The organism is Pseudomonas sp. B37(2017), from assembly GCF_002112885.1.
Taxonomy (GTDB): Bacteria; Pseudomonadota; Gammaproteobacteria; order Pseudomonadales; family Pseudomonadaceae; genus Aquipseudomonas; species Aquipseudomonas paraglycinae.
This window is the reverse complement of the sequence record NZ_NEIX01000001.1, coordinates 1,203,899-1,223,707: the sequence shown is the minus strand read 5'-3', so window position 1 is coordinate 1,223,707 and position 19,809 is coordinate 1,203,899. Positions and strand designations below refer to the sequence as shown.

Genomic DNA, 19,809 nt, shown 5'->3' with positions numbered 1-19,809 from the left:
GGCAGCCCAACCGGTTCCCAATGAGGCTGCATCGTGTTTCCACGTCTTCTGTGTTCGCTGTCCGTATTGAGTCTGTCCATCGCCGCCCACGCGGCCGACCTTGATACCCCGCGCCTGAAAGGCATCGACAACTTCCGCGATATTGCCGGTATCACCACCGCTTACTCCACGACCCATGACGGCACAATGCGCGCCGGTGTGTTTTACCGCTCCAATGCCCTGACGCCGACAGCGTCGGACCTGGCGACCCTCAACGGTCTGGGGATCAAGGCCGTATACGACCTGCGCACCCCCAGCGAAATCGCCGGCACGCCGGACACGATGATCAGCGGGGCGACCTACCAGAACATCGACATCATCGGCGCCACCACGTCGGGCGCGAACATCACCACGGTCTCGTTCAAAAGCGCGGCCGATGCGACTGCGATGATGCAGGAGACCAACCGCGCCTTTGTCAGCGACGCCGGCATGCGCGGCCAGTTAGGTGTGCTGTTCAACGAACTGGCCGGTGTCGACGGCGCCGCGCTGTTCCATTGCACCGCCGGCAAGGACCGCACGGGCTGGACCGCCGCTGTGCTGCAAAGCATCGCCGGGGTCGACAACGCGACGATCATGAGCAACTACCTGGCGACCAACGACTACACCGCCGACCGCGTAGCCAAGACCCTGGCGATGATGCCGCCGAGCATGGCGGCGATCTACGCGCCGCTGCTGGGCGTCGAAGCCAGTTACCTGCAAGCGGGCCTGGATCAGGTGACCGCGCAATACGGCAGCATGGACAACTACCTCAAGCAGGGGCTGGGTCTGTCCCAGGAAACCATCTATGTGCTGCGCGGCAAAATGGTCGAGTACAACAGCCTGCCCGGTCAGGCAGGGCTGATCGGCAACGCCGCCGCTGGCGCGCAACTGTTGCAGGAGTTGCAGAACAGCAAACTCTCGGGCACTTACAGCGCCTACAACTACTACCTGCAATCGGCCATCGACGCCGGCACTTTGGGCGGTGTCGAGTCCACGGTCGGCGGTCAGGTGCATGCGGACGCGGCCAGTTATCTGCTGCGTCAGAACGCGATGATCGAGCAGGCCGCCGCGCCATTCGTCAGCGGCTCTGACCTCAAGGTCGGCCAGTACCGGTTGTGGAGCACCGCGCTCGCCGGTTACCTCGGCACCGACGGCTCGGCCCATGCGCAAAGCAGCAACGAACACAGCCAGGGCCTGATGGTTGGGGTCACCCAGCGTTTCTCCGAACAACTCAGCGCTCGCGGCGGGATCGGTTACAGCAAAGGTACTGTCGGCGGGGCGGGCGGCGAGGCTGATACCGACTTCACCTTCCTCAATCTGGGTGCACGTTATGGCTTCACCAGCCTGGAACGTGGCCTGTTTGTCGATGCCAACCTCAGCGCCGGTTACGTTGACTACGACAGCAAACGCGACCTCGGCGGCGGCCTCGGCTCGGCGAAGGGCGACACTCATGGCAATCTCAGTGGTGCCACATTGGCACTCGGTTATCGCATGCCGATGAACGATGTGGTTCTGGAGCCGAGCCTTGGCGTGCGTGTCAGCCGTCTGGACCTGTCGGGATTCCAGGAGAAGGGCAGCGAATTGGCCCTTAATGTCGATGACATTCAAGAAACCCGCCGCAGCGCGGTGGCCAATCTCGACGTCTCGTTCGCCCCGATGCCGATGGGCGCGTGGCAACTGGTGCCGGGCGTGCGGGTCGGTTATGAGCATGTGCTGGGCGATCATCAGGTCGACAGCGAAGGGCACCTGCTGGGGCTGGATATCGAACAACGCGCGGCGTTCGACAACCGCGATCAGTTCAGCGGCGGCGTCAACCTGATGGCCAGCCTCGGTGCGCTTAGCCTGGGCGCCGAAGTCGGTGCCAGCGGTGGCGGCGACAGCCACGGTTTCAGTGGCGGGCTCAAGGCCAGTTATCAGTTCTGATCAACTGAAAGTGAAGAAAAAGGACTGCCTCAGCGCAGTCCTTTTCGCATTTCTGCAGGGCTTACGCCGTAGGCATCCTGAAAGTACTGGCAGAACCTGCCGACATTGCTGAACCCGAATTGCAGGGCCACGTTGGTTACCGAAGACGATGGGCCTTGCTTCAATGCATCACAGGCGCGCTCCAGTCTGACCTGGCGCTGGTACGCGACAATCGAGGTGCCGACGAACCGCCGGAAGCCTTCCTGCAAGGCCCGCAGGCTGACGTTCACCAAACCCGCCAGATCCGTCCCGCTGACCATCTGCTCGGGATGCGCCTGAATGTATTCGATGGCCTGCTTCACATGCCGCGGTGCGATCTGCGCTTCGGGGCGGCGCAAGGCCTCGCTGAAGTTGTGCGGCCAGGCTTCCAGCACCGCGTCCACCAGCATCTCCCGCAGGCGTGACGGCATCAGCGAACCGGCGTTCAACAACAGATCGAACTCGGTGCCGGTGGCCAGATCGATCAGCGCGCGAATGCCCTGAAACGCCGGGCTGTTCAGATCCACCCTCGGCTCGAAATGCAGCTTGTGCACGATTGGTCGGCCCAACAGCGACGATAGCCGTTCGGTGAGCGCCGCGCGGCTGATCGACATGCCGTGCTGGGCATGATTGTCAACGAAACGCATCGAACGCAGATCCGCCTTGTCGATGGCCAGCCCCACATCGCTCAGCCCCACGGATTCATGGTTGAAAACGATCTTGCCGGCGGTGGGAATGACGAAGGTGATTTCGTCGAACGGCTCGGGAAACGCCACCGTGAAATCACCCCGGTAATGCATGCGCCGGAAACTCACCCCATCGTGCCGCCCGTAGACGCCGCCGATGATGATGTCCTTGGGCGGTGGCGGTGTGTCGCCATAACGATTGCCGAACATGCGGGAAAACAACGCGCCGAAGTCGTCGCAGGACATGTCGGCGGATCTGAGGATGATGGTCTGGCGCGTCGGGCTGGAGTACACCGGGAAGGTCACCTTGGCAGTCTGGGCAAAGAGGCGCGAGGACGTTAGCAACCCAGAATGACAGCGACATGACACAAACGGATTACGTGGCTTGCCAGTGTGCCTTCAGAAACGAGGTGAGGCGTGCGCCGCCCGCTTCCTTGCAGAAGCGGGCGACGCTCAATCCTCAGGTGTGATGGATGTCCCGATCCTTGGTTTCAGGCATGAAGAAGATCCCGAGAATCGCCGTCATCACCGCGATGACAATCGGGTACCACAAGCCGTAGTAGATATCCCCGGTCGCCGCGACCATCGCGAACGCCACGGTCGGCAGGAACCCGCCGAACCAGCCGTTGCCGATGTGGTACGGCAGCGACATCGAGGTGTAGCGGATGCGCGCCGGGAACAGCTCGACCAGCCATGCGGCAATCGGGCCGTAGACCATGGTCACGTAGATCACGAGGATGGTCAGTAGCAGCAAGACCATCGGGTAATTGGTCTTGGCCGGGTCGGCTTTTTCCGGGTAACCGGCTTCTTTCAGCGCGGTCGTGAGGCTGGCGGTGAAGGCGTCGTTGCGGGTCTTGAAGTCAGCGGCCGGAAGGGGCGTGCCTTCGAAGCTTTCGATGACCTTGTCGCCGATGCGCACCTGGGCCACGGTGCCCGGTTCCGCCACCACGTTTTCGTACGGGATCGCCCGTTTGGCCAGGATGGTTTTCGCCAGGTCGCAGGAACTGGTGAATTTGGCCTTGCCCACCGGATCGAACTGGAACGAGCACTGGTCGGGGTTGGCGATCACCTTGACCGGGTTTTTCTCCTGGGCGATGAACACGTCTGGGTTACCGTATTGGGTCAGCGCGTGGAAGATCGGGAAGTAGGTCACCGCCGCCAGAATGCAGCCGGCCATGATGATGCCCTTGCGCCCGATGCGGTCGGACAGACTGCCGAAAATCACGAAGAACGGCGTACCGATCAGCAGCGAACCGGCGATCAGCAGGTTGGCGGTCTGCGGGTCGATCTTCAGTGTTTGCAGCAGGAAAAACAGCGCGTAGAACTGCCCGGTGTACCAGACCACCGCCTGGCCGGCGGTGCCGCCGAGCAGGGCCATGATCACGATTTTCAGGTTGTCCCAACGGGCGAAGGATTCGGTCAGCGGCGCTTTCGACGCCTTGCCTTCGGCCTTCATCTTCATGAACACCGGCGACTCGCTCAGTTGCAGGCGGATGTACACCGACACCGCCAGCAGCAGGATCGACAACAGGAACGGAATCCGCCAGCCCCAGGCCTCGAACGCCTCGGTGCCCAGTGCCGTGCGGCAGGCCAGAATCACCAGCAGCGACAGAAACAGCCCCAGCGTCGCGGTGGTCTGAATCCACGAAGTGAAGAACCCGCGTTTGCCCTTCGGCGCATGCTCGGCCACATAAGTCGCCGCGCCGCCGTACTCACCGCCCAGCGCCAGACCTTGCAGCAGCCGCAGGGTAATCAGAATGATCGGCGCCGCCACTCCGATGGTCGCGTAACCGGGCAGGAATCCCACAATTGCCGTCGACACACCCATGATCACAATCGTGATCAGAAAGGTGTGCTTGCGCCCGATCATGTCGCCCAACCGCCCGAACACAATCGCCCCGAACGGCCGCACCGCGAAGCCTGCGGCGAAGGCGAGCAGGGCGAAAATGAACGCCGTGGTCTCGTTCACCCCGGCAAAGAAGTGCTTGGCGATGATCGCGGCGAGTGAGCCGTATAGGTAAAAGTCATACCACTCGAACACCGTGCCGAGGGACGACGCAAAAATCACCTTGCGCTCCTCGCGGCTGATGCTGTGGTTGGTGGGCGGCGCGCTGCCGGTGGACATGCTGTCGAGTACTGCCATGGGTGTTCTCCGTCGTGCTTGTTTTTGTAGGCCAGAGCACTTCATCAACGTCGCGTACCCGAGGCCTGTGGCGGATGCCGTATCAGGTGTTTCGTGGAGCGTGCACAGAATCACCGCCCCGCGCGGGAGGGCGGGGTTTCATTGAGCATAATTGGGATTGGGGGGATATCCAGTGGCGGGGATTGATCGACTGATGCAGAGGCGGCAGGAGAGACCTGCCGCCTAGGGTTTTATTCCGTCGGCACGACGTTATCCAGTACCTGATTCACCGCCAGTTCCGCCAGCATCACGATCTGCGCGATGCCCTGTGCGGTCTTGCGGTGGGGGCCTTCGAGGAGGTCGACGAAGTTGTTGAGCATGACGTTGGCCGAGCCCAGGGTTTCGACGGCGTCGGCGAGCAGGGATTCGGTGTTGCTGGCCGGGTTGGCCTGGTAGAGGCGGTTGGGGTAGTAGGGAGCGGCCATCATGTGGGCTGATATTGGGCCGAGGTGGTAGTCGAGGGCGCGGTTGGCGGCTTCGTTGAATCTCTTGGAGTCAGGGCATTCGTAGGGGGAAGTTGGGTCGGTGATGCTGGCCGGTTCGGTGACCGGAGGGTTTGGAGTCGGTTTGATCATTTTCAGGTTCCGAAATGATGCTGAAACCGCTTCTCTGCTAAAAGAAGGGTGGCAGCTGGACGCAGGTTAGCAGACCGGGGAACCTAAGGAAGCCGGCGCGCCGAAGCGCCCTGCGTACAGCCGCCATCAAGTGCAGGCATGGAACCTGATTGATAGTGCACGTACGACCTTAGGTTGACCACGGGCTGCTAAACCCGATCACTGGAAATCAGTGACCCGATCCAAGTTACCGGCCGACCCCAAGGCGCACAAGCCGGCGGATTCTGGCGTAGCGGTAGGCTCTGGCGCAAGGATTTGTAGGCATCTGGAAGCATTCCGACATGTCTTTAAACAGAGCGATCCAAGCCTGTTTATCGATCCTCACCCAACGAGGAGACGCCTGACGCTTCACACCTCCGGGCCATTCGTCGCCAGCCTCGCACTCATCACGCCGACGCTCGCTCAAAAGCTGCATGACCAAAACCATCAGCGCCGAAGACTTGCATATCACCCTCCACCCGTTGAGCGAATCAGCCCTGTTCAAATGGCTACTCGCCAGTTTCCTGATGGGCAAACGAATCCAGGCCGAGATTGCCGCCGAAGCCTACCGAGTAATAGTCGACCAACACCAACGCGATACACCGCGCAAACTCGGCCATTGCACTCACCGTGAACTGGTGCGGATGCTCGGCCAAGCGCATTACGTGCGTTACGACGAAACCACCGCCGAGCGACTGCTCGCTCTGGCTGTCAAACTGAATGACGAGTACGCCGGGCGGGTAATGAACATGGTCGAGGCGAGCGCCAACCGCCAGGACTTCGAAAAGCGTTTGCAAGCCTTCGACGGCATCGGCCCGAAAACCGTGGAAATCTTTATGCGCGAAGCGGGCAAGGTGCTGTTTTGAGTGCGCCGACGATCTTCATCGGTTGCGCCGGTTGGAGCCTGCCCCGCGAATACTGGCCGTCATTCCCGGAGCAGGGCACCCACCTGCAACGCTATGCCGCACAATTCAATGGCGTTGAAATCAACAGTTCCTTCTACCGTCCGCACAAACCCCAAACCTACGCCCGATGGGCCGAGTCGGTGCCGGACGGATTTCGCTTTTGCGTGAAAGTGCCCAAGTCGATCAGCCATGAGCGGCGCCTGCGGGACTGCGAACATGAGCTCGATGCATTTCTTGAACAGTGCTCAGGGCTGAGCGATCGCCTGGGTTGTCTGCTGCTGCAGTTGCCGCCGTCGCTGGCGTTCGACGAAGCACTTGCAGAGGCCTTTTTCGTCGCATTGCGCCAACGTTATTCCGGGGCTCTGGTGGTTGAGCCGCGTCACGAGTCCTGGGCCGCCGCCGAACTGTTGTTGATGGCGTATCGCATCGCGCAAGCGGTGGTCGATCCTTCGCGAATCAGCACCGATGCGGCTCCGCGCGGCTGGCCCAGCGTGCGTTATTGGCGGCTACACGGTTCGCCGCGCATTTATTACAGCTCCTATGACTGGGCGTATCTGGAAAGGCTCGCCGGCGATTTACGGGTGGCGGCTGTCGATGGCGTCGACACCTGGTGCATCTTCGACAACACCGCCAGCGGCGCGGCAATCGGCAATGCGCTGGAACTGCGGCGGATACTGGCGCACAGCTGACACTCGATGTCTGGTCTTCCAACCAGCGAGCGTGTCTGTAAACTGGCCGCCCGAAACGGCGCGCGATGGCGCCGTCCTCACTGCCAGCGAAGGACTTTCCCATGGCCAACCAAGACATCACCTACACCCCGGATCCGGATGCAGACTCGATCTCTTCGGACGTGACCGAATTCAACGGCATCCTGATGTCGACCCAGATTCCGACCCGTGCCGACGGCAGCCTGGAACTGGGCGACGTCACCGCGCAGAGCGAATGCACGTTGCAGGCGCTGAAAGTGGCGCTTGAAAAGGCCGGCAGTTCGATGGACCGCGTGCTGCACCTGACCATTTACCTGACCGACATGGCTGATCGTGCTGCGTTCAACGAGGTGTACAAGCGCTTCTTCGCCAAGCCTTGGCCGGTGCGCGCAGCGGTGGGTGTGGCGGCGCTTGCGGTGGAAGGGATGAAAGTGGAAGTGACTGCGATGGCCGCCAAGGCCTGACCCGCGTAATGATCGTTCCCACGCTCCGCGTGGGAATGCCTCCATGGACGCTCTGCGTCCTGCCGTGGAAGGGACGCGGAGCGTCCCGGGCTGCATTCCCACGCGGAGCGTGGGAACGATCTGCGAACGGGCGGGTTGAAAACAGCCACCCGGCAGCACAGGCGTGCCGCCCACGCGTTTCGCGGCTACAATGCGCGCCTCGACCGTGACAGCCTGACTAAAAAACATATGTCCTTGCCCAAACATCACCTGGAACTGCTCAGCCCCGCCCGTGACGTGGCCATCGCCCGCGAGGCCATCCTGCATGGCGCCGACGCGGTGTACATCGGCGGCCCGAGCTTCGGTGCGCGCCATAACGCGTGCAACGAGGTGAGCGAAATCGCCGAACTGGTGGAATTTGCCCGTCGCTACCACGCGCGCATCTTCACCACCATCAACACCATCCTGCACGACAACGAACTGGAGCCGGCGCGCAAGCTGATCCATCAGTTGTACGACGCCGGCGTTGATGCGCTGATCGTCCAGGACCTGGGCGTGATGGAGCTGGACATTCCACCCATCGAGCTGCACGCCAGCACCCAGACCGACATCCGCACCCTTGAGCGGGCGAAGTTCCTCGATCAGGCCGGTTTCTCGCAACTGGTACTGGCCCGTGAACTGAACCTCAAGGAAATCCGCGCGATTGCCGATGAAACCGATGCCGCCATCGAGTTCTTCATCCATGGCGCGTTGTGCGTGGCGTTCTCCGGTCAGTGCAACATTTCCCACGCGCAGACCGGGCGCAGTGCCAACCGGGGCGACTGCTCCCAGGCCTGCCGTCTGCCGTACACCCTGAAAGACGAAAAGGGTGGCGTGATCGCCTACGAAAAACACCTGCTGTCGATGAAGGACAACAACCAGAGCGCCAACATCCGCGCGCTGGTCGAGGCCGGTGTGCGTTCGTTCAAGATCGAAGGTCGCTACAAGGACATGGGCTATGTGAAGAACATCACCGCCTATTACCGCCAGCGCCTGGACGACGTGCTCAACGACCGTCCGGACCTGGCCCGCGCTTCCAGCGGCCGCACCGCGCATTTCTTCATGCCGGACCCGGAAAAGACCTTCCACCGTGGCAGCACCGACTACTTCGTCAGCGAGCGCAAGATCGACATCGGCGCGTTCGATTCGCCGACCTTCACCGGTCTGGCGGTGGGCACGGTCGAGAAAGTCGGCAAGCGTGACATGCAGGTCATCACCCACGAGCCGCTGTCGAACGGCGACGGCCTCAACGTGCTGGTCAAGCGCGAAGTGGTGGGGTTCCGCGCCAACATCGCCGAAGCCAAGGGCGAGTTCGAGGAAGAAGGCGAGAAGCGCTACCGCTACCGCGTCGAGCCGAACGAAATGCCGGAAGGCCTGTACAAGCTGCGCCCGAACCACCCACTGAACCGCAACCTCGACCACAACTGGCAGCAGGCCTTGCTCAAGACCTCTGCCGAGCGTCGTATCGGCGTGAGCTGGTTGGCGAAGCTGCGTGAAGAGCGTCTGGAACTGATCGTGACCAGCGAAGAGGGCATCAGCGCCAGCGTTGCGCTGGAAGGCCCGTTCGGCGTCGCCAACAAACCGGAACAGGCGCTGGACACCTTGCACGACCTGCTCGGCCAACTCGGCACCACCGAGTACCACGCGACCTCGATCAAGCTGGATGCGCCGCAAGCGTTCTTCATCCCGAACTCGCAGCTCAAGTCGTTGCGCCGTGAAGTGATCGAAGCGCTGACCGCCGCCCGCGTTGCCGCCCACCCGCGCGGTTCGCGCAAGGCCGAGACCACGCCACCGCCGGTGTACCCGGAGGCGCATCTGTCGTTCCTGGCCAACGTCTACAACCAGAAGGCCCGCGACTTCTACCACCGTCACGGCGTGAAGCTGATCGACGCGGCGTACGAGGCCCACGAAGAGGCGGGCGAAGTGCCGGTGATGATCACCAAGCACTGCCTGCGGTTCTCCTTCAACCTGTGCCCGAAACAGGCCAAAGGCGTGACCGGTGTGAAAACCAAAGTCGCGCCGATGCAGCTGATTCACGGCGACGAAGTGCTGACCCTGAAGTTCGACTGCAAACCGTGCGAGATGCACGTGATCGGCAAGATGAAGGGCCACATCCTGAATCTGCCGCAGCCGGGCAGTGTGGTGGGGCATATCAGCCCTGAGGATCTGATGAAGACCATTCCTCGGGCTCCACACTGATTAGCAGGCAATAAAAAACCGGTGACGAAAGTCACCGGTTTTTTTATGCCTGCCAGAAACTCAACTGGCTTCGTAGCGGGATCCCGTTGGCGGCGCCGCTTCGCCACTCAACGCATCAACCATCGGCGGATGCTCCTGCGCTGCCTGACGCAGATCCTCGGTCACCCGCAGCTCGGCGCCAGTTGGCGAGAACGTAGCTGCCGCCGCAAACGGCGCCGGATTGGCCGGCACCGGACGCTTGCCGCGACGCCAGAAGAAGAACGTCACCATGGCCAGGTTGACCAGCGCGAAGGCCCAGAACAGGCCGGTTTCGCCATGGGCATTCATCGCCGGCGAGATCAGCAGCGGGCTCATCGCCGAGCCCAGCGAGTTGATCAGCAACATTCCCTGAATCATTGGCACCAGGGTTTCGACCGGCGCACGGTCAGCGGCGTGGCTGACGGCAACCGGATACAACGCGAACACGCCGCCACCCAACAGGAACAGCATCGCCGCAAGCATGGCCGAGGACAGCGGCACCAGCACGATCACCAGCGACAGCACGGTGCACGCGGCGCAGAGAACGGTCAGCACTTGCAGGCGATCCTTGCGATCGGACCAACGCCCGACCGGATATTGCAGCAGCATCGCGCCGAGGATCGTCCAGGCCATCATGCTGCCGACTTCGCCGACGTTCAGGCCGATGCGTTGCAGGTATAGCGGCAGCAGGGTGTAGATGGCGGCGATGGTCACGCCGGAGCCGAAGCAGCCGACCAGACCGGTAGGCGATACGCCCAGCAGCGCTCGTGGCTTGAGCGGTTCGACCTGTTCCAGCAACGGCGAAACGCGCGGCAGGATCACGATCGGCAGCACCGACAAGGTCGCGAGCATGCCGGCGACCATGAACGGCGCGGTGTCGCCCAGCCCGGTGATTTTTCCCAAAAATGCCTGACCCAGCACGCCGGCGCCGTAGAGGACGATCATGTACAGCGCCAGCAGACGGCCGCGAATCTTCGCGTCACCGGCCAGCAGCAGCCAGCTCTCGATCACCAGAAACACACCGACCGTGGCCCAGCCGTTGATCAGGCGCAGCACGACCCAGCCCCAGGTGTCATAAAACAGCCCTTGCAGCAGGATGGTCGCGGCGATCAGCGAGGCGAAGCTGCTGTAGGCGCGGATGTGGCCGATGCGCAGGATCAGCCGGTCGTTGAAGATCGCGCCCAGGGTCAGGCCGATGAAATAGGCCGAGGACACGATGCCGATCATCGTCGCCGATTCGCCGGCCGCGCCCAGGCGCAGGGTGGTCAAAGAAGACAGAAAGCCGTTGCCCAGGGCAACAATGAATAGCCCGAGCAGGGGCGCCAGCGCCATGGCCAGCAAACGCGGTGTCATAAAAACCTCAAGTGATCGAACAGCGGAACGTGCGCCTCTGCGCATGCGAGTGCCAAGCCGAAGTGTGTTGAAGACAAACGACCGCCGAACGGGCAGGACGATTGAGCCTGGCGCACTTCGTGAAAGTGGCCGGCTGTTCAAACCTGAGGGTTGTCATGGCTGCGGGCAGGCGCCGGTCGGGCGACTGCAAGAGGAGGCGCGATTTTAAGCCTTGTGTGGCGTTTGCCAAGGTGCCGGGCCTGCGACGTTGGGACGCAGGCTCGTCCGTTTCAGCACTGATCACGCCGATCGTTCCCACGCTCCGCGTGGGAATGCCTCCATGGACGCTCCGCGTCCGCCGTTGGAAGGGACGCGGAGCGTCCCGGGCTGCATTCCCACGCAGAGCGTGGGAACGATCGATAAAGACAGGATCGATAACCCCAGCGCATTCATTGCCCGGAAGAAAAGTTGCTGTATCGATCCGGTTTCCCTCGTTAGCCTGTGCGGTCGAATCGCGATGTTGATCCAGAGGCAATGATGCAGATAAGAGGCGAGCGCGCTGCCACGGCGTGCGGGCTGTTGGCGATTGTGTTGTGGAGCACCGCTGCCGGGTTGATCAGGGGCGTCAGTGAACATTTCGGCCCGCTCGGCGGAGCGGCGATGATCTACACCCTGGGGGCGATCCTGCTGGTGATGTTTCTCGGGCGACCGCGTCTTCGTTCCACGTCAACACTCTATCTCCTGCTCGGCAGTGGGTTGTTCGTTGCGTATGAGGTGTGCCTTTCCCTGGCGCTTGGGTTTGCCAGTGACCGGCAACAGGCGATCGAACTGGGCGTGGTCAATTACCTGTGGCCGTGCCTGACGGTGGTGCTGGCGATCTTCATGAACGGGCAGAAAACCCGCTGGTTCATCGTCCCCGGCAGTGCGCTCGCGCTGTTCGGCATCCTCTGGGTGGTCAGCGGTCAGGGCCTGTCGCTGCCGGGGATCATCGCCAACGTCAATTCCAACCCGCTGAGTTACAGCCTGGCGCTGGCCTGTGCGATCACGTTTGCGCTGTACTGCAACGTCACGCGCCGCTATGCCAACGGGCAGAGTCTGGTGATGCTGTTTTTCGTGCTGACGGCCATTGTGCTGTGGGTGAAGTGGGGCTTCAGCAGTGAACGGATTTCCGCATTCACGCTGGGCAACTCCCTCGAACTGATCGCCACCGGCATCGCCATGGCCGGCGGTTATGCGCTGTGGAATATCGGCATCCTGCGCGGCAACCTGACTTTGCTGGCGACCGCGTCCTACGGCGCGCCGGTGCTGTCCTCGGCGTTCGCCGCGCTGTGGCTGGGGGGCAGTTTGCAGATGCAGTTCTGGCAGGGCGCGGTGCTGGTGACCGTGGGTTCGCTGATCTGCTGGCAAGCGACGCGGCGACGTCAGTTCTCCTGAAAAACCGGCGTTGCCGCGCATGCCCGTCAGCCCACGGACTTCAACGGAATCGGCCCCTTGAGCCGGTCCATCATCGTGGCGCAATACCAGTCATCGAACTGGCAGACGCCGGTTTCCGCCGTTTCCGAGTACGGCCCCGGTTCATAGGACGGGGACGTCACGCCACGCTGGGTGCCTTCGACCAGCGTGCGGTCCTGATCGTTGGTGGCGATCCAGACTTTGGTCAGGCGTTCGAGGTCGTAGTCCACGCCTTCCACTGCTGTGTCGGGCACCAGCCATTTGGTGGTGACCATGGTTTGCGTGGCGCTGATCGGCAGAACCCGGAAGCTCAGGGCATGGTCGCCGAGGAAGTGGTTCCAGGTGGACGGGTAGTGGAAGTACAGCAGGGCGCCGATGTCCGGCTCGGCGGTTTTGTCCAGCCGCCCATTCACCGCAGGCTTGCCGTCCATGGTGTAGCTGACCGCCCCGGACGACAGCGGTATGCGGGTCATGCGGTACTGACCATTGATGTCCATCACAAGACGGCTCGGCAAACCGGCCTGCTCGCAGGTGTTCCAGTAGGCCGACAACTGTGGGTCGTCTTCGCCGCTGAGGCCGCCCACCGACAGGTTGTCGACGAAGGATTTCAGCAGTTCCGGGTGGGAGCCGTCGCAGTGGTAGCACTCGCGGTTGTTCTCGAACACCAGCTTCCAGTTGCCTTGCTCGATGATGGTCGATTCGAACGCCACTTTGCAGTTGTCCAGATAGTGCGGAGCGATGAACGGGCTGACGGCCTTGCGAAAGCCTTCGAAGTCCGGCGCCTTGGTGGCGACGCAGACATAGATGTAGCTGTGCACGATCTCGCAATGCACGGACTTCAGGTTGTACTGGGCCTTGTCGAAATCCTGGCCCATGTTGCCGGCGTACAGCAGGTTGCCGTCCAGCTCGTAGGTCCACTTGTGATAGGGGCAGACCATCTTCGCGACCTTGCCGTGCTCGTGTTCGCAGATCTTCGCGCCGCGATGGCGGCAGGCGTTGTGAAATGCCCGGACCTCGCCATCCTTGCCGCGCACCACGGCGACCGGGTAATCACCGATCTGCAGGGTGAAGTACTGGCCGGGTTTGGAAATTTCGAAGGTGTGCCCGGCGAAAATCCAGTCCTTGTGCCAGATCTGCTCGAGATCCTGGCGATAGACGTTTTCATCCTTGTAGAGGACGCCCGGCAGCGAGTGCCAGGGTTTGCGCTGGGCGATCAGGTCAAACACGGTGTCTTTATTGTTCATTGTTTTCCTCGTCATGCGCGTAGGGCCGGAACAGGTCCAGCCTATCTGTGCCGGGAAAGCCGTCACAAACGACATTTCCTGCGGGCAATCGATGCGTTGCGGTTATGGGTGAGGGCGTTCGAAGATCGGCTCAAGCGTGGCGATGGCCGACGCAGACTGGTCCAGATTGCGAATCGCCTGTTTCACCGCGAGGCTGCGTTCGCTGCCGAGGCTTGAGGCGAACAGGTCGAATTTCTGCTCCAGTTCTTCGCGGCTCAGGGCCGTTTCGGGATCGCCGCGTGCGGCGGTGATCGGGCTGACAAGCACGTTGCCGTTTTTCAGGGTGACGGTGACGCGCGAAAGGATTTCATTGGGGAATCGCGCGGAAATATCGGCGGCTTCGACGATCTCGATGCGTGCGCTCAAGGCTCGGATGTCGGCCGCGTGGATCGATTCGCCGGTGACTTCGTCCGGTCCGAGTTTGCCCCTGACGATCAGCGCCGCCAGCGGAAAGGCCAGGGCGTATTGCGCCTGATCGGCATCCGCCGGGGTGTGACCTTGCAGGCACATCGATTCGTAGAAGGTCTCGACGCGGATGGTCTCGATCACCTCAGCGTTGAGCGCAGGATGATCCTGTTGCAGTTGCAGCATCGCGGTCAGCGCCGGTTGCGCCCAGCGGCACACCGGCCAGGGTTTGAAATACTGGCTGTCGATTTCCCAGCGCTGACCGAGGTCGAGCCAGTGCTCGGCGACCGAGGCGTCCTCGACGGTTTCCGCTGGCGCGCCGGTTACGCCTTCCTTTGCCATCAGCAGCGCATTCAAACCGACAAAGGCGCCGCTGCCGTGGGCGTCGCGCAACATGGTCGGAAACGCGATCAGGCGCATCATCGGGCAACGGGCGCTGAAGTATTCGGCGATGCCGAGCGCATGGCGAAAGGTCGGTTCGTCAAAACCCAGCAGCCGGGCGCCGGCGCAGACCACGCCAATCGCCGAAAAACCGCCGGAAGCATGGTAGGTCGGGGAGGTCGCCATCAGGGCGGTTCCGGCACGCAGTCCGGTTTCATAACCGATGCACAACGCGCTCAACAGCTCATGTCCGCTGACTTCCTTGCCTTGGTGATGCAGCGCATCGGCGAGGGCGAGCAGGGCCGGCACCACGGTCGCGCCGGCGTGCCCCTTGGATCGGAAGTGCCCTTCGTGGGCATCGAGGCTGTCGGCAGAAAAGCCGCCAGCCCAACCCGCGCCCAACAGGCTTACACGCTGACCGTCGAATAGCAGACGACTGCCGTATTCGCCGGTGGGATAGTGCGAAACAGCAAAACGGCGCAGCGCCACACTGGTGTCATTGGACGCAGCACCGGCCATGACGCCGACGATATCCAGCAGGCTGTTTTGCAAAATCTCCCGGGTCTTGGCCGGGGCCTGGATGAAGTCAAAGTCGCGGCAGAATTCGTAGAGTGACATTCAACAATTCCTTCCTGTGAGGGGAACCGGCCAGATCCCGGCCGGCGCCGCTCCACAATGAGTCAGGAAGGATGTGCGGCTCCAACGACATTTTCGTCGGGCAATTGATAACCAAATCGATGGCTAGCGGCGGGGAAACTTCGACAGGATCCATTCGCGAAACCGTCGTAGCGCGTCTTCGTTGTCGGCGTTTTCGCGGCAGCTCAGGTAGTGCCAGCTGTTGCGTAGCTGGACTTCCTGCTCGATCGGACGCACCAGCAATCCCTGTTGCACCAGCGGTGCGACCAGATGATTCCAGCCCAGCGCGATGCCCTGATGGGTCAACACCATGCTGATCAGCAGGTTGTAGTCGTTGGCGTTGAAAATCTGCGGACTGGTCGCCGGGCGGTCGTCGATGTCGATGGACTGAAACGCCAGCCACACGCCCCAGTCGACATGCTCGGCGACTTGCGAGCGACCGTAAGGGCTGAGGTTGAGCAGGGCGGAATCGCGCACGCCTTCGATGGTGGCGATTTCCGGGTGCTGCTCCAGATACTGCGGCGTGCACACCGGGTAGATCAGGTCATGGCACAGCGGGTAGCTGCGATAGCCTTCGCGGATGCGCGAAATCTTGGTGATGAACACGTCGGGCTGCACGCCCGGTTCCATGGTCAGGAAGTTCTGGGTGGTGATCAGGTTCAGCTCGATGCCTTCGCTCTGGGCGAAAAACTCGGGCAGGTGATTCGACAGCCACAGCGCAGAGAACGCCGGGGAGCAACAGATGGTCAGCACCTTCTTGACCGACTGACTGCTGCGAATGCGCTCGGCGGCCTGAGCGATGTTGACGAACGACAGCTGCGCGGCATCGAAGAACAGCGCGCCCGCCGACGTGAGCTCGACAGCGCGCCCGACGCGGGTGAACAACTGCGCCCCGAGGTAGCTTTCCAGCTCGCGGATCTGCCGGCTGATCGCGGCCTGGGAAACGCACAATGCTTCGGCGGCACGGGTGAAGCTCTGGTACTTCGCGGCCGCGACAAATGCCTTTACGGCCCTCAAGGACGGCATCTTCAGCAAGATGGTGTCTGGGTCGACATGCTTGGTCATCTGTACGGCCTCCTCACGATACGGCTCCCGGGCGAAGCGCGACGAGGGTAGCCCAAGCCTGCGCGCAGGGATACGCCGGCGTCGCAGCAAGGATAGTCGCGGTCGCTGGCAGGCGATGCCTGCTTCAAACGGGGGAGAGCGGCGGAATCGATAACCCGACGTTATCAACATGTCCCTGTAAATGTCGTTGGATTAAGCAGGGGGATGCTAATAAATTTGAAACGTCCCTCGTTCCTGGGGTCCCAAAAATAATAAAAGGAAACCCGTCGTGACGACATATAACTATTACCGCTGCCGCTCAAAACCAGTTTCGCTCGATTGCATATTGTTTGAACCCGAATATGCACTACGCGATGGAGGCAAGGTATGACTCGCTCCGACGAAATAATTTGCGTAAAGAATGTTTATAAAGTCTTCGGTACTCAGCCAGCACTGGCCATGAAGTTGATCGAAGAAGGCGCATCGAAAGCGGAAGTTTTCAAAAAGACCGGCCAGGCCATCGGTGTATTCGATGCCAACTTCTCGGTCAAACGCGGCGAGATCTTTGTCATCATGGGTTTGTCCGGTTCCGGCAAATCGACCATGGTCCGACTGTTCAATCGCCTGATCGAACCGACCTCCGGCAGCATCTTTCTCAATGGCCGGGAAATCACCGGCCTGGGCGACAAGGACCTGTTGCAGGTGCGCCGCAAAGACATGGGCATGGTGTTCCAGTCGTTTGCCCTGATGCCACACATGAGCGTCATCGACAACGTCAGCTTCGGCCTGGAAATCAGCGGCGTCAGCGAAAAGGAACGCTACTGCCGGGCCATGGGCGCCCTTGAGCAAGTCGGGCTTTCCGGGCAGGAAATGTGCTTTCCTCATCAGCTCTCTGGCGGCATGCAACAGCGGGTCGGCCTGGCCCGGGCGCTGGCCAACGACCCGGCCATCCTGCTGATGGACGAAGCGTTCTCCGCGCTTGATCCGATGATTCGCAGCGAAATGCAGGGCGAACTGATCAAGCTTCAGGCCGAGCAGGATCGCACCATCATTTTCATCTCCCACGACATTGAAGAAGCCGTTCGCATCGGTCACCGCATCGCGATCATGGAAGGCGGGCGCGTGGTGCAGATCGGCACGCCCCGTGAGCTGCTGTGCAACCCGGTGAACAAATATGTCCGGGACTTTTTCAACGGTTTCGACACCAGCCGGATATTGCGCGCCGGCGATATCGCCCAAACCGATTCGGACATTGTTTATGAACCGGGTCGCCAAACTCCGATAAAGGCTGACGCTTCCTTGCGCGAGATCTTTCATCTTGTTGCGGCTTCATCTACGCCAATGCCGGTAGTTGATGAAGTTGGACTTTATAAAGGGTCGATCTCGCAAGGGCATCTTTTAAGTTGCCTGGGTAATAGCTGAGCGTCTATTTAACAGAACGTCTGTTTAACAAGAATGATCACGCAGTACGCAAGTGCGAGGTAGCGTTATGTCCGATTTTAACTTTCTGGATCCCTTCCAGAGTTTGAATATTCCGCTGGGGTCGTGGGTTGAAACCGCCCTTAAATACCTGGTGCATAACTTTCGGGATGTCTTCCGCTCGATTCGCTGGCCGGTCGATCAGGTGCTCGACGGCGTCCAGTGGGGGCTGCTCTCGCTGCCGCCGACGGTGTTCATCATCATCGCCGGGCTGATCAGCTGGCAGATCGGCGGCAAACGCATCGCGATCTTCAGCGTGGCTACCTTGACCGGGCTCGGGCTGATCGGCGTGTGGAACGACGCGATGGTCACCCTGGCGCTGGTGCTGACCTCGCTGTTGTTCTGCGCGGTGATCGGGATTCCGCTGGGCATTCTGTGTGCCCGCAGCGACCGCACGGAAATGGTTATCCGCCCGGTGCTCGACGCCATGCAGACCCTGCCGGCGTTCGTTTACCTGGTGCCGGTGGTGATGCTGTTCGGCATCGGCAACGTGCCCGGTGTGATTGTCACGATCATCTTCTCCGTTGCGCCGCTGGTGCGGCTGACCAACCTCGGCATTCGTCAGGTGCCGGCGGACAAAGTCGAAGCGGCGCGGGCCTTTGGCTGCACACCGATGCAGATGCTGATGAAGGTTCAATTACCGCTGGCCGCACCAACCATGATGGCCGGGCTGAACCAGACCTTGATGCTGTCGCTGTCGATGGTGGTGGTCGCCTCGATGATTTCAGTCGGCGGGCTGGGGCTGATGGTGCTCAGCGGCATCGGTCGCCTCGACATGGGCCTGGCCAGTGTCGGCGGAGCAGGGCTGGTGTTGCTGGCGGTGTTCCTCGATCGCCTGACCCAGGCCATGGGTGAACGCAGCAGCGATCTGGCCACCGGACAGCGCTGGTATGAGAGCGGGCCGGTCGGCCTGGTCATGAAGTTGAAGAAAAAGAAGAACGTTGCTCGTGCGGTCATTAACTGAACCTTTCTGCTCACCGATTAAAACTCCAAAGCGTGGTGAAACATGAAACTGGCAAATCTCAAGAAAAGCGTCGTAGCGGGTGTGGTGGCTTCAGTCATGGGCACGATCCTGTGCTCGGCAGCGTTCGCGGCGGACGCGAACAAGCCCGGCGCCGGTGTGTCGATCACGCCGATTTTCCCGACCATCGCCGAAGAGCGCTTTCGCGGTGAAGTGGTCGTGGCCGGGCTCAAGGAACTGGGCTACGACGTCAAGCAGCCCAAAGAGACGGATTACCCGGCGATGTTCCTGGCGCTGTCCTACGGCGACGCGGATTTCACCGTGCATGAGTGGGAGCACCTGCACGAAGCGTTTTATGAAAAGGCTGGCGGCGATGATGTGATGGTCAAGGTCGGGCAGATCATGAAGGGCGTGCTGCAGGGTTACCTGATCGACAAGAAAACCGCAGACGCTTACCACATCAAGGATCTGTCGGATTTGAAGAAGCCGGAGATCGCCAAACTGTTCGACAGCAACGGTGACGGCAAGGCCGACCTGACCGGTTGCAACCCGGGCTGGGGCTGCGAAGTCATGGTCGAACACCACATGAAGGCCTACGGCCTGGAGCCGACAGTCGTCGACAACCGCGGTTCGTACTTCGCGCTCATGGCCGACACCATCGCCCGCTACCAGCAAGGCAAACCGGTGCTGTTCTTCACCTGGGTGCCGCAGTGGATTTCCAGCGTGCTGGTCGAAGGGCGCGATGTGGTCTGGCTGCCGGTGCCGTACACCGATCTGCCTGACGGCAAGGAAAGCAAGGACACCTTCTACGAAGGCAAGAACCTCGGCTTCCCGGTGGACACGGTCAACGTTGTCATGAACAAGGAGTTCGCCGAGAAGAACCCGGTGGCCCGCAAGTTCCTCTCCGAAGTCAGCATCAGCACCGCCGACGAAAGCGCGCAGAACCTGAAGATGCAGCAGGGCGAGAAGTCCCTGGCCGACATCAAGCGCCACGCCGCCGAGTGGATCAAGGCCCACCAGCAAAGTTATGACGGTTGGCTGAATGATGCGCGGGCGGCGGCCAAGTAAGCGGGTTGTTCCTTGTCAAGTGACGGTATCGGGTGGC

The 19,809-nt window shown here is 61.3% G+C and carries 16 protein-coding genes; 9 read left to right on the top strand and 7 right to left on the bottom strand.

All coding sequences use genetic code 11. The features are described from left to right. The first annotated feature begins 33 nt into the window (after positions 1-33). A complete protein-coding gene (locus CAF90_RS05560; RefSeq protein ID WP_085604636.1) occupies positions 34-1,941 on the top strand; it encodes a tyrosine-protein phosphatase in 1,908 nt (635 codons plus the stop codon). Between the two features lie 29 nt (positions 1,942-1,970). On the opposite strand, the gene CAF90_RS05555 is transcribed toward CAF90_RS05560, so the two are convergent. The 3 genes from CAF90_RS05555 to CAF90_RS05545 form a co-directional block, all read right to left on the bottom strand. Then, on the bottom strand, positions 1,971-2,939 hold the full coding sequence (locus CAF90_RS05555; protein ID WP_085604633.1) for an AraC family transcriptional regulator: 969 nt from the start codon (positions 2,937-2,939) through the stop codon (positions 1,971-1,973). 166 nt (positions 2,940-3,105) lie between these two features. Next, complete coding sequence (locus CAF90_RS05550; protein ID WP_085604630.1) at positions 3,106-4,788, bottom strand: MFS transporter; 1,683 nt, start codon at positions 4,786-4,788, stop codon at positions 3,106-3,108. A 230-nt stretch (positions 4,789-5,018) separates the two neighbouring features. Then, positions 5,019-5,402, bottom strand: a complete 384-nt coding sequence (locus CAF90_RS05545) for a DUF6124 family protein (RefSeq protein WP_085604627.1) — start codon at positions 5,400-5,402, stop codon at positions 5,019-5,021. Between the two features lie 452 nt (positions 5,403-5,854). On the opposite strand from CAF90_RS05545, the gene CAF90_RS05535 reads away from it, so the two are divergent. From CAF90_RS05535 to CAF90_RS05520, 4 genes are all read left to right on the top strand, one after another. Further along, positions 5,855-6,286 carry a DNA methylase gene (locus tag CAF90_RS05535; RefSeq protein ID WP_085604621.1) on the top strand — a complete coding sequence of 144 codons (432 nt, stop codon included), beginning with the start codon at positions 5,855-5,857 and terminating at the stop codon, positions 6,284-6,286. After that, complete coding sequence (locus CAF90_RS05530) at positions 6,283-7,014, top strand: DUF72 domain-containing protein (RefSeq protein ID WP_085604618.1); 732 nt, start codon at positions 6,283-6,285, stop codon at positions 7,012-7,014. Before CAF90_RS05535 ends, CAF90_RS05530 begins: the two co-directional genes overlap by 4 nt. Positions 7,015-7,115: 101 nt before the next feature. Next, a complete protein-coding gene (locus CAF90_RS05525; RefSeq protein WP_065261325.1) occupies positions 7,116-7,496 on the top strand; it encodes a RidA family protein in 381 nt (126 codons plus the stop codon). 228 nt (positions 7,497-7,724) lie between these two features. Beyond that, positions 7,725-9,713, top strand: coding sequence for a U32 family peptidase (locus tag CAF90_RS05520; RefSeq protein ID WP_085605172.1), 1,989 nt, complete (start codon positions 7,725-7,727; stop codon positions 9,711-9,713). A 60-nt stretch (positions 9,714-9,773) separates the two neighbouring features. Here the strand turns inward: CAF90_RS05520 and CAF90_RS05515 are convergent, their stop codons facing one another. Beyond that, positions 9,774-11,084, bottom strand: coding sequence for an MFS transporter (locus CAF90_RS05515; protein ID WP_085604615.1), 1,311 nt, complete (start codon positions 11,082-11,084; stop codon positions 9,774-9,776). Between the two features lie 516 nt (positions 11,085-11,600). Between CAF90_RS05515 and yddG the strand changes: the two genes are divergently transcribed. After that, positions 11,601-12,497, top strand: a complete 897-nt coding sequence (yddG, locus tag CAF90_RS05505; RefSeq protein WP_085604609.1) for an aromatic amino acid DMT transporter YddG — start codon at positions 11,601-11,603, stop codon at positions 12,495-12,497. Between the two features lie 26 nt (positions 12,498-12,523). On the opposite strand, the gene CAF90_RS05500 is transcribed toward yddG, so the two are convergent. The 3 genes from CAF90_RS05500 to CAF90_RS05490 all read right to left on the bottom strand — a co-directional run bounded on the left by CAF90_RS05500 (position 12,524) and on the right by CAF90_RS05490 (position 16,285). After that, the gene (locus CAF90_RS05500) at positions 12,524-13,759 is read right to left on the bottom strand and encodes an aromatic ring-hydroxylating dioxygenase subunit alpha (RefSeq protein WP_007955407.1); all 1,236 of its coding nucleotides are present in this window, start codon (positions 13,757-13,759) and stop codon (positions 12,524-12,526) included. Between the two features lie 102 nt (positions 13,760-13,861). Next, a complete protein-coding gene (locus CAF90_RS05495) occupies positions 13,862-15,202 on the bottom strand; it encodes an MmgE/PrpD family protein (protein WP_007955406.1) in 1,341 nt (446 codons plus the stop codon). A 123-nt stretch (positions 15,203-15,325) separates the two neighbouring features. After that, entirely contained in the window at positions 15,326-16,285 is a 960-nt protein-coding gene (locus CAF90_RS05490; protein WP_085604606.1) for a LysR family transcriptional regulator, read from the bottom strand. Positions 16,286-16,651: 366 nt separating this feature from the next. On the opposite strand from CAF90_RS05490, the gene CAF90_RS05485 reads away from it, so the two are divergent. From CAF90_RS05485 to proX, 3 genes are all read left to right on the top strand, one after another. Then, positions 16,652-17,686, top strand: a complete 1,035-nt coding sequence (locus CAF90_RS05485; RefSeq protein ID WP_085604603.1) for a glycine betaine/L-proline ABC transporter ATP-binding protein — start codon at positions 16,652-16,654, stop codon at positions 17,684-17,686. A 67-nt stretch (positions 17,687-17,753) separates the two neighbouring features. Next, a complete protein-coding gene (proW, locus tag CAF90_RS05480; protein ID WP_007955402.1) occupies positions 17,754-18,707 on the top strand; it encodes a glycine betaine/L-proline ABC transporter permease ProW in 954 nt (317 codons plus the stop codon). A gap of 42 nt (positions 18,708-18,749) precedes the next feature. Continuing rightward, entirely contained in the window at positions 18,750-19,772 is a 1,023-nt protein-coding gene (gene proX / locus CAF90_RS05475) for a glycine betaine/L-proline ABC transporter substrate-binding protein ProX (RefSeq protein WP_085604599.1), read from the top strand. Positions 19,773-19,809: the final 37 nt, after the last annotated feature.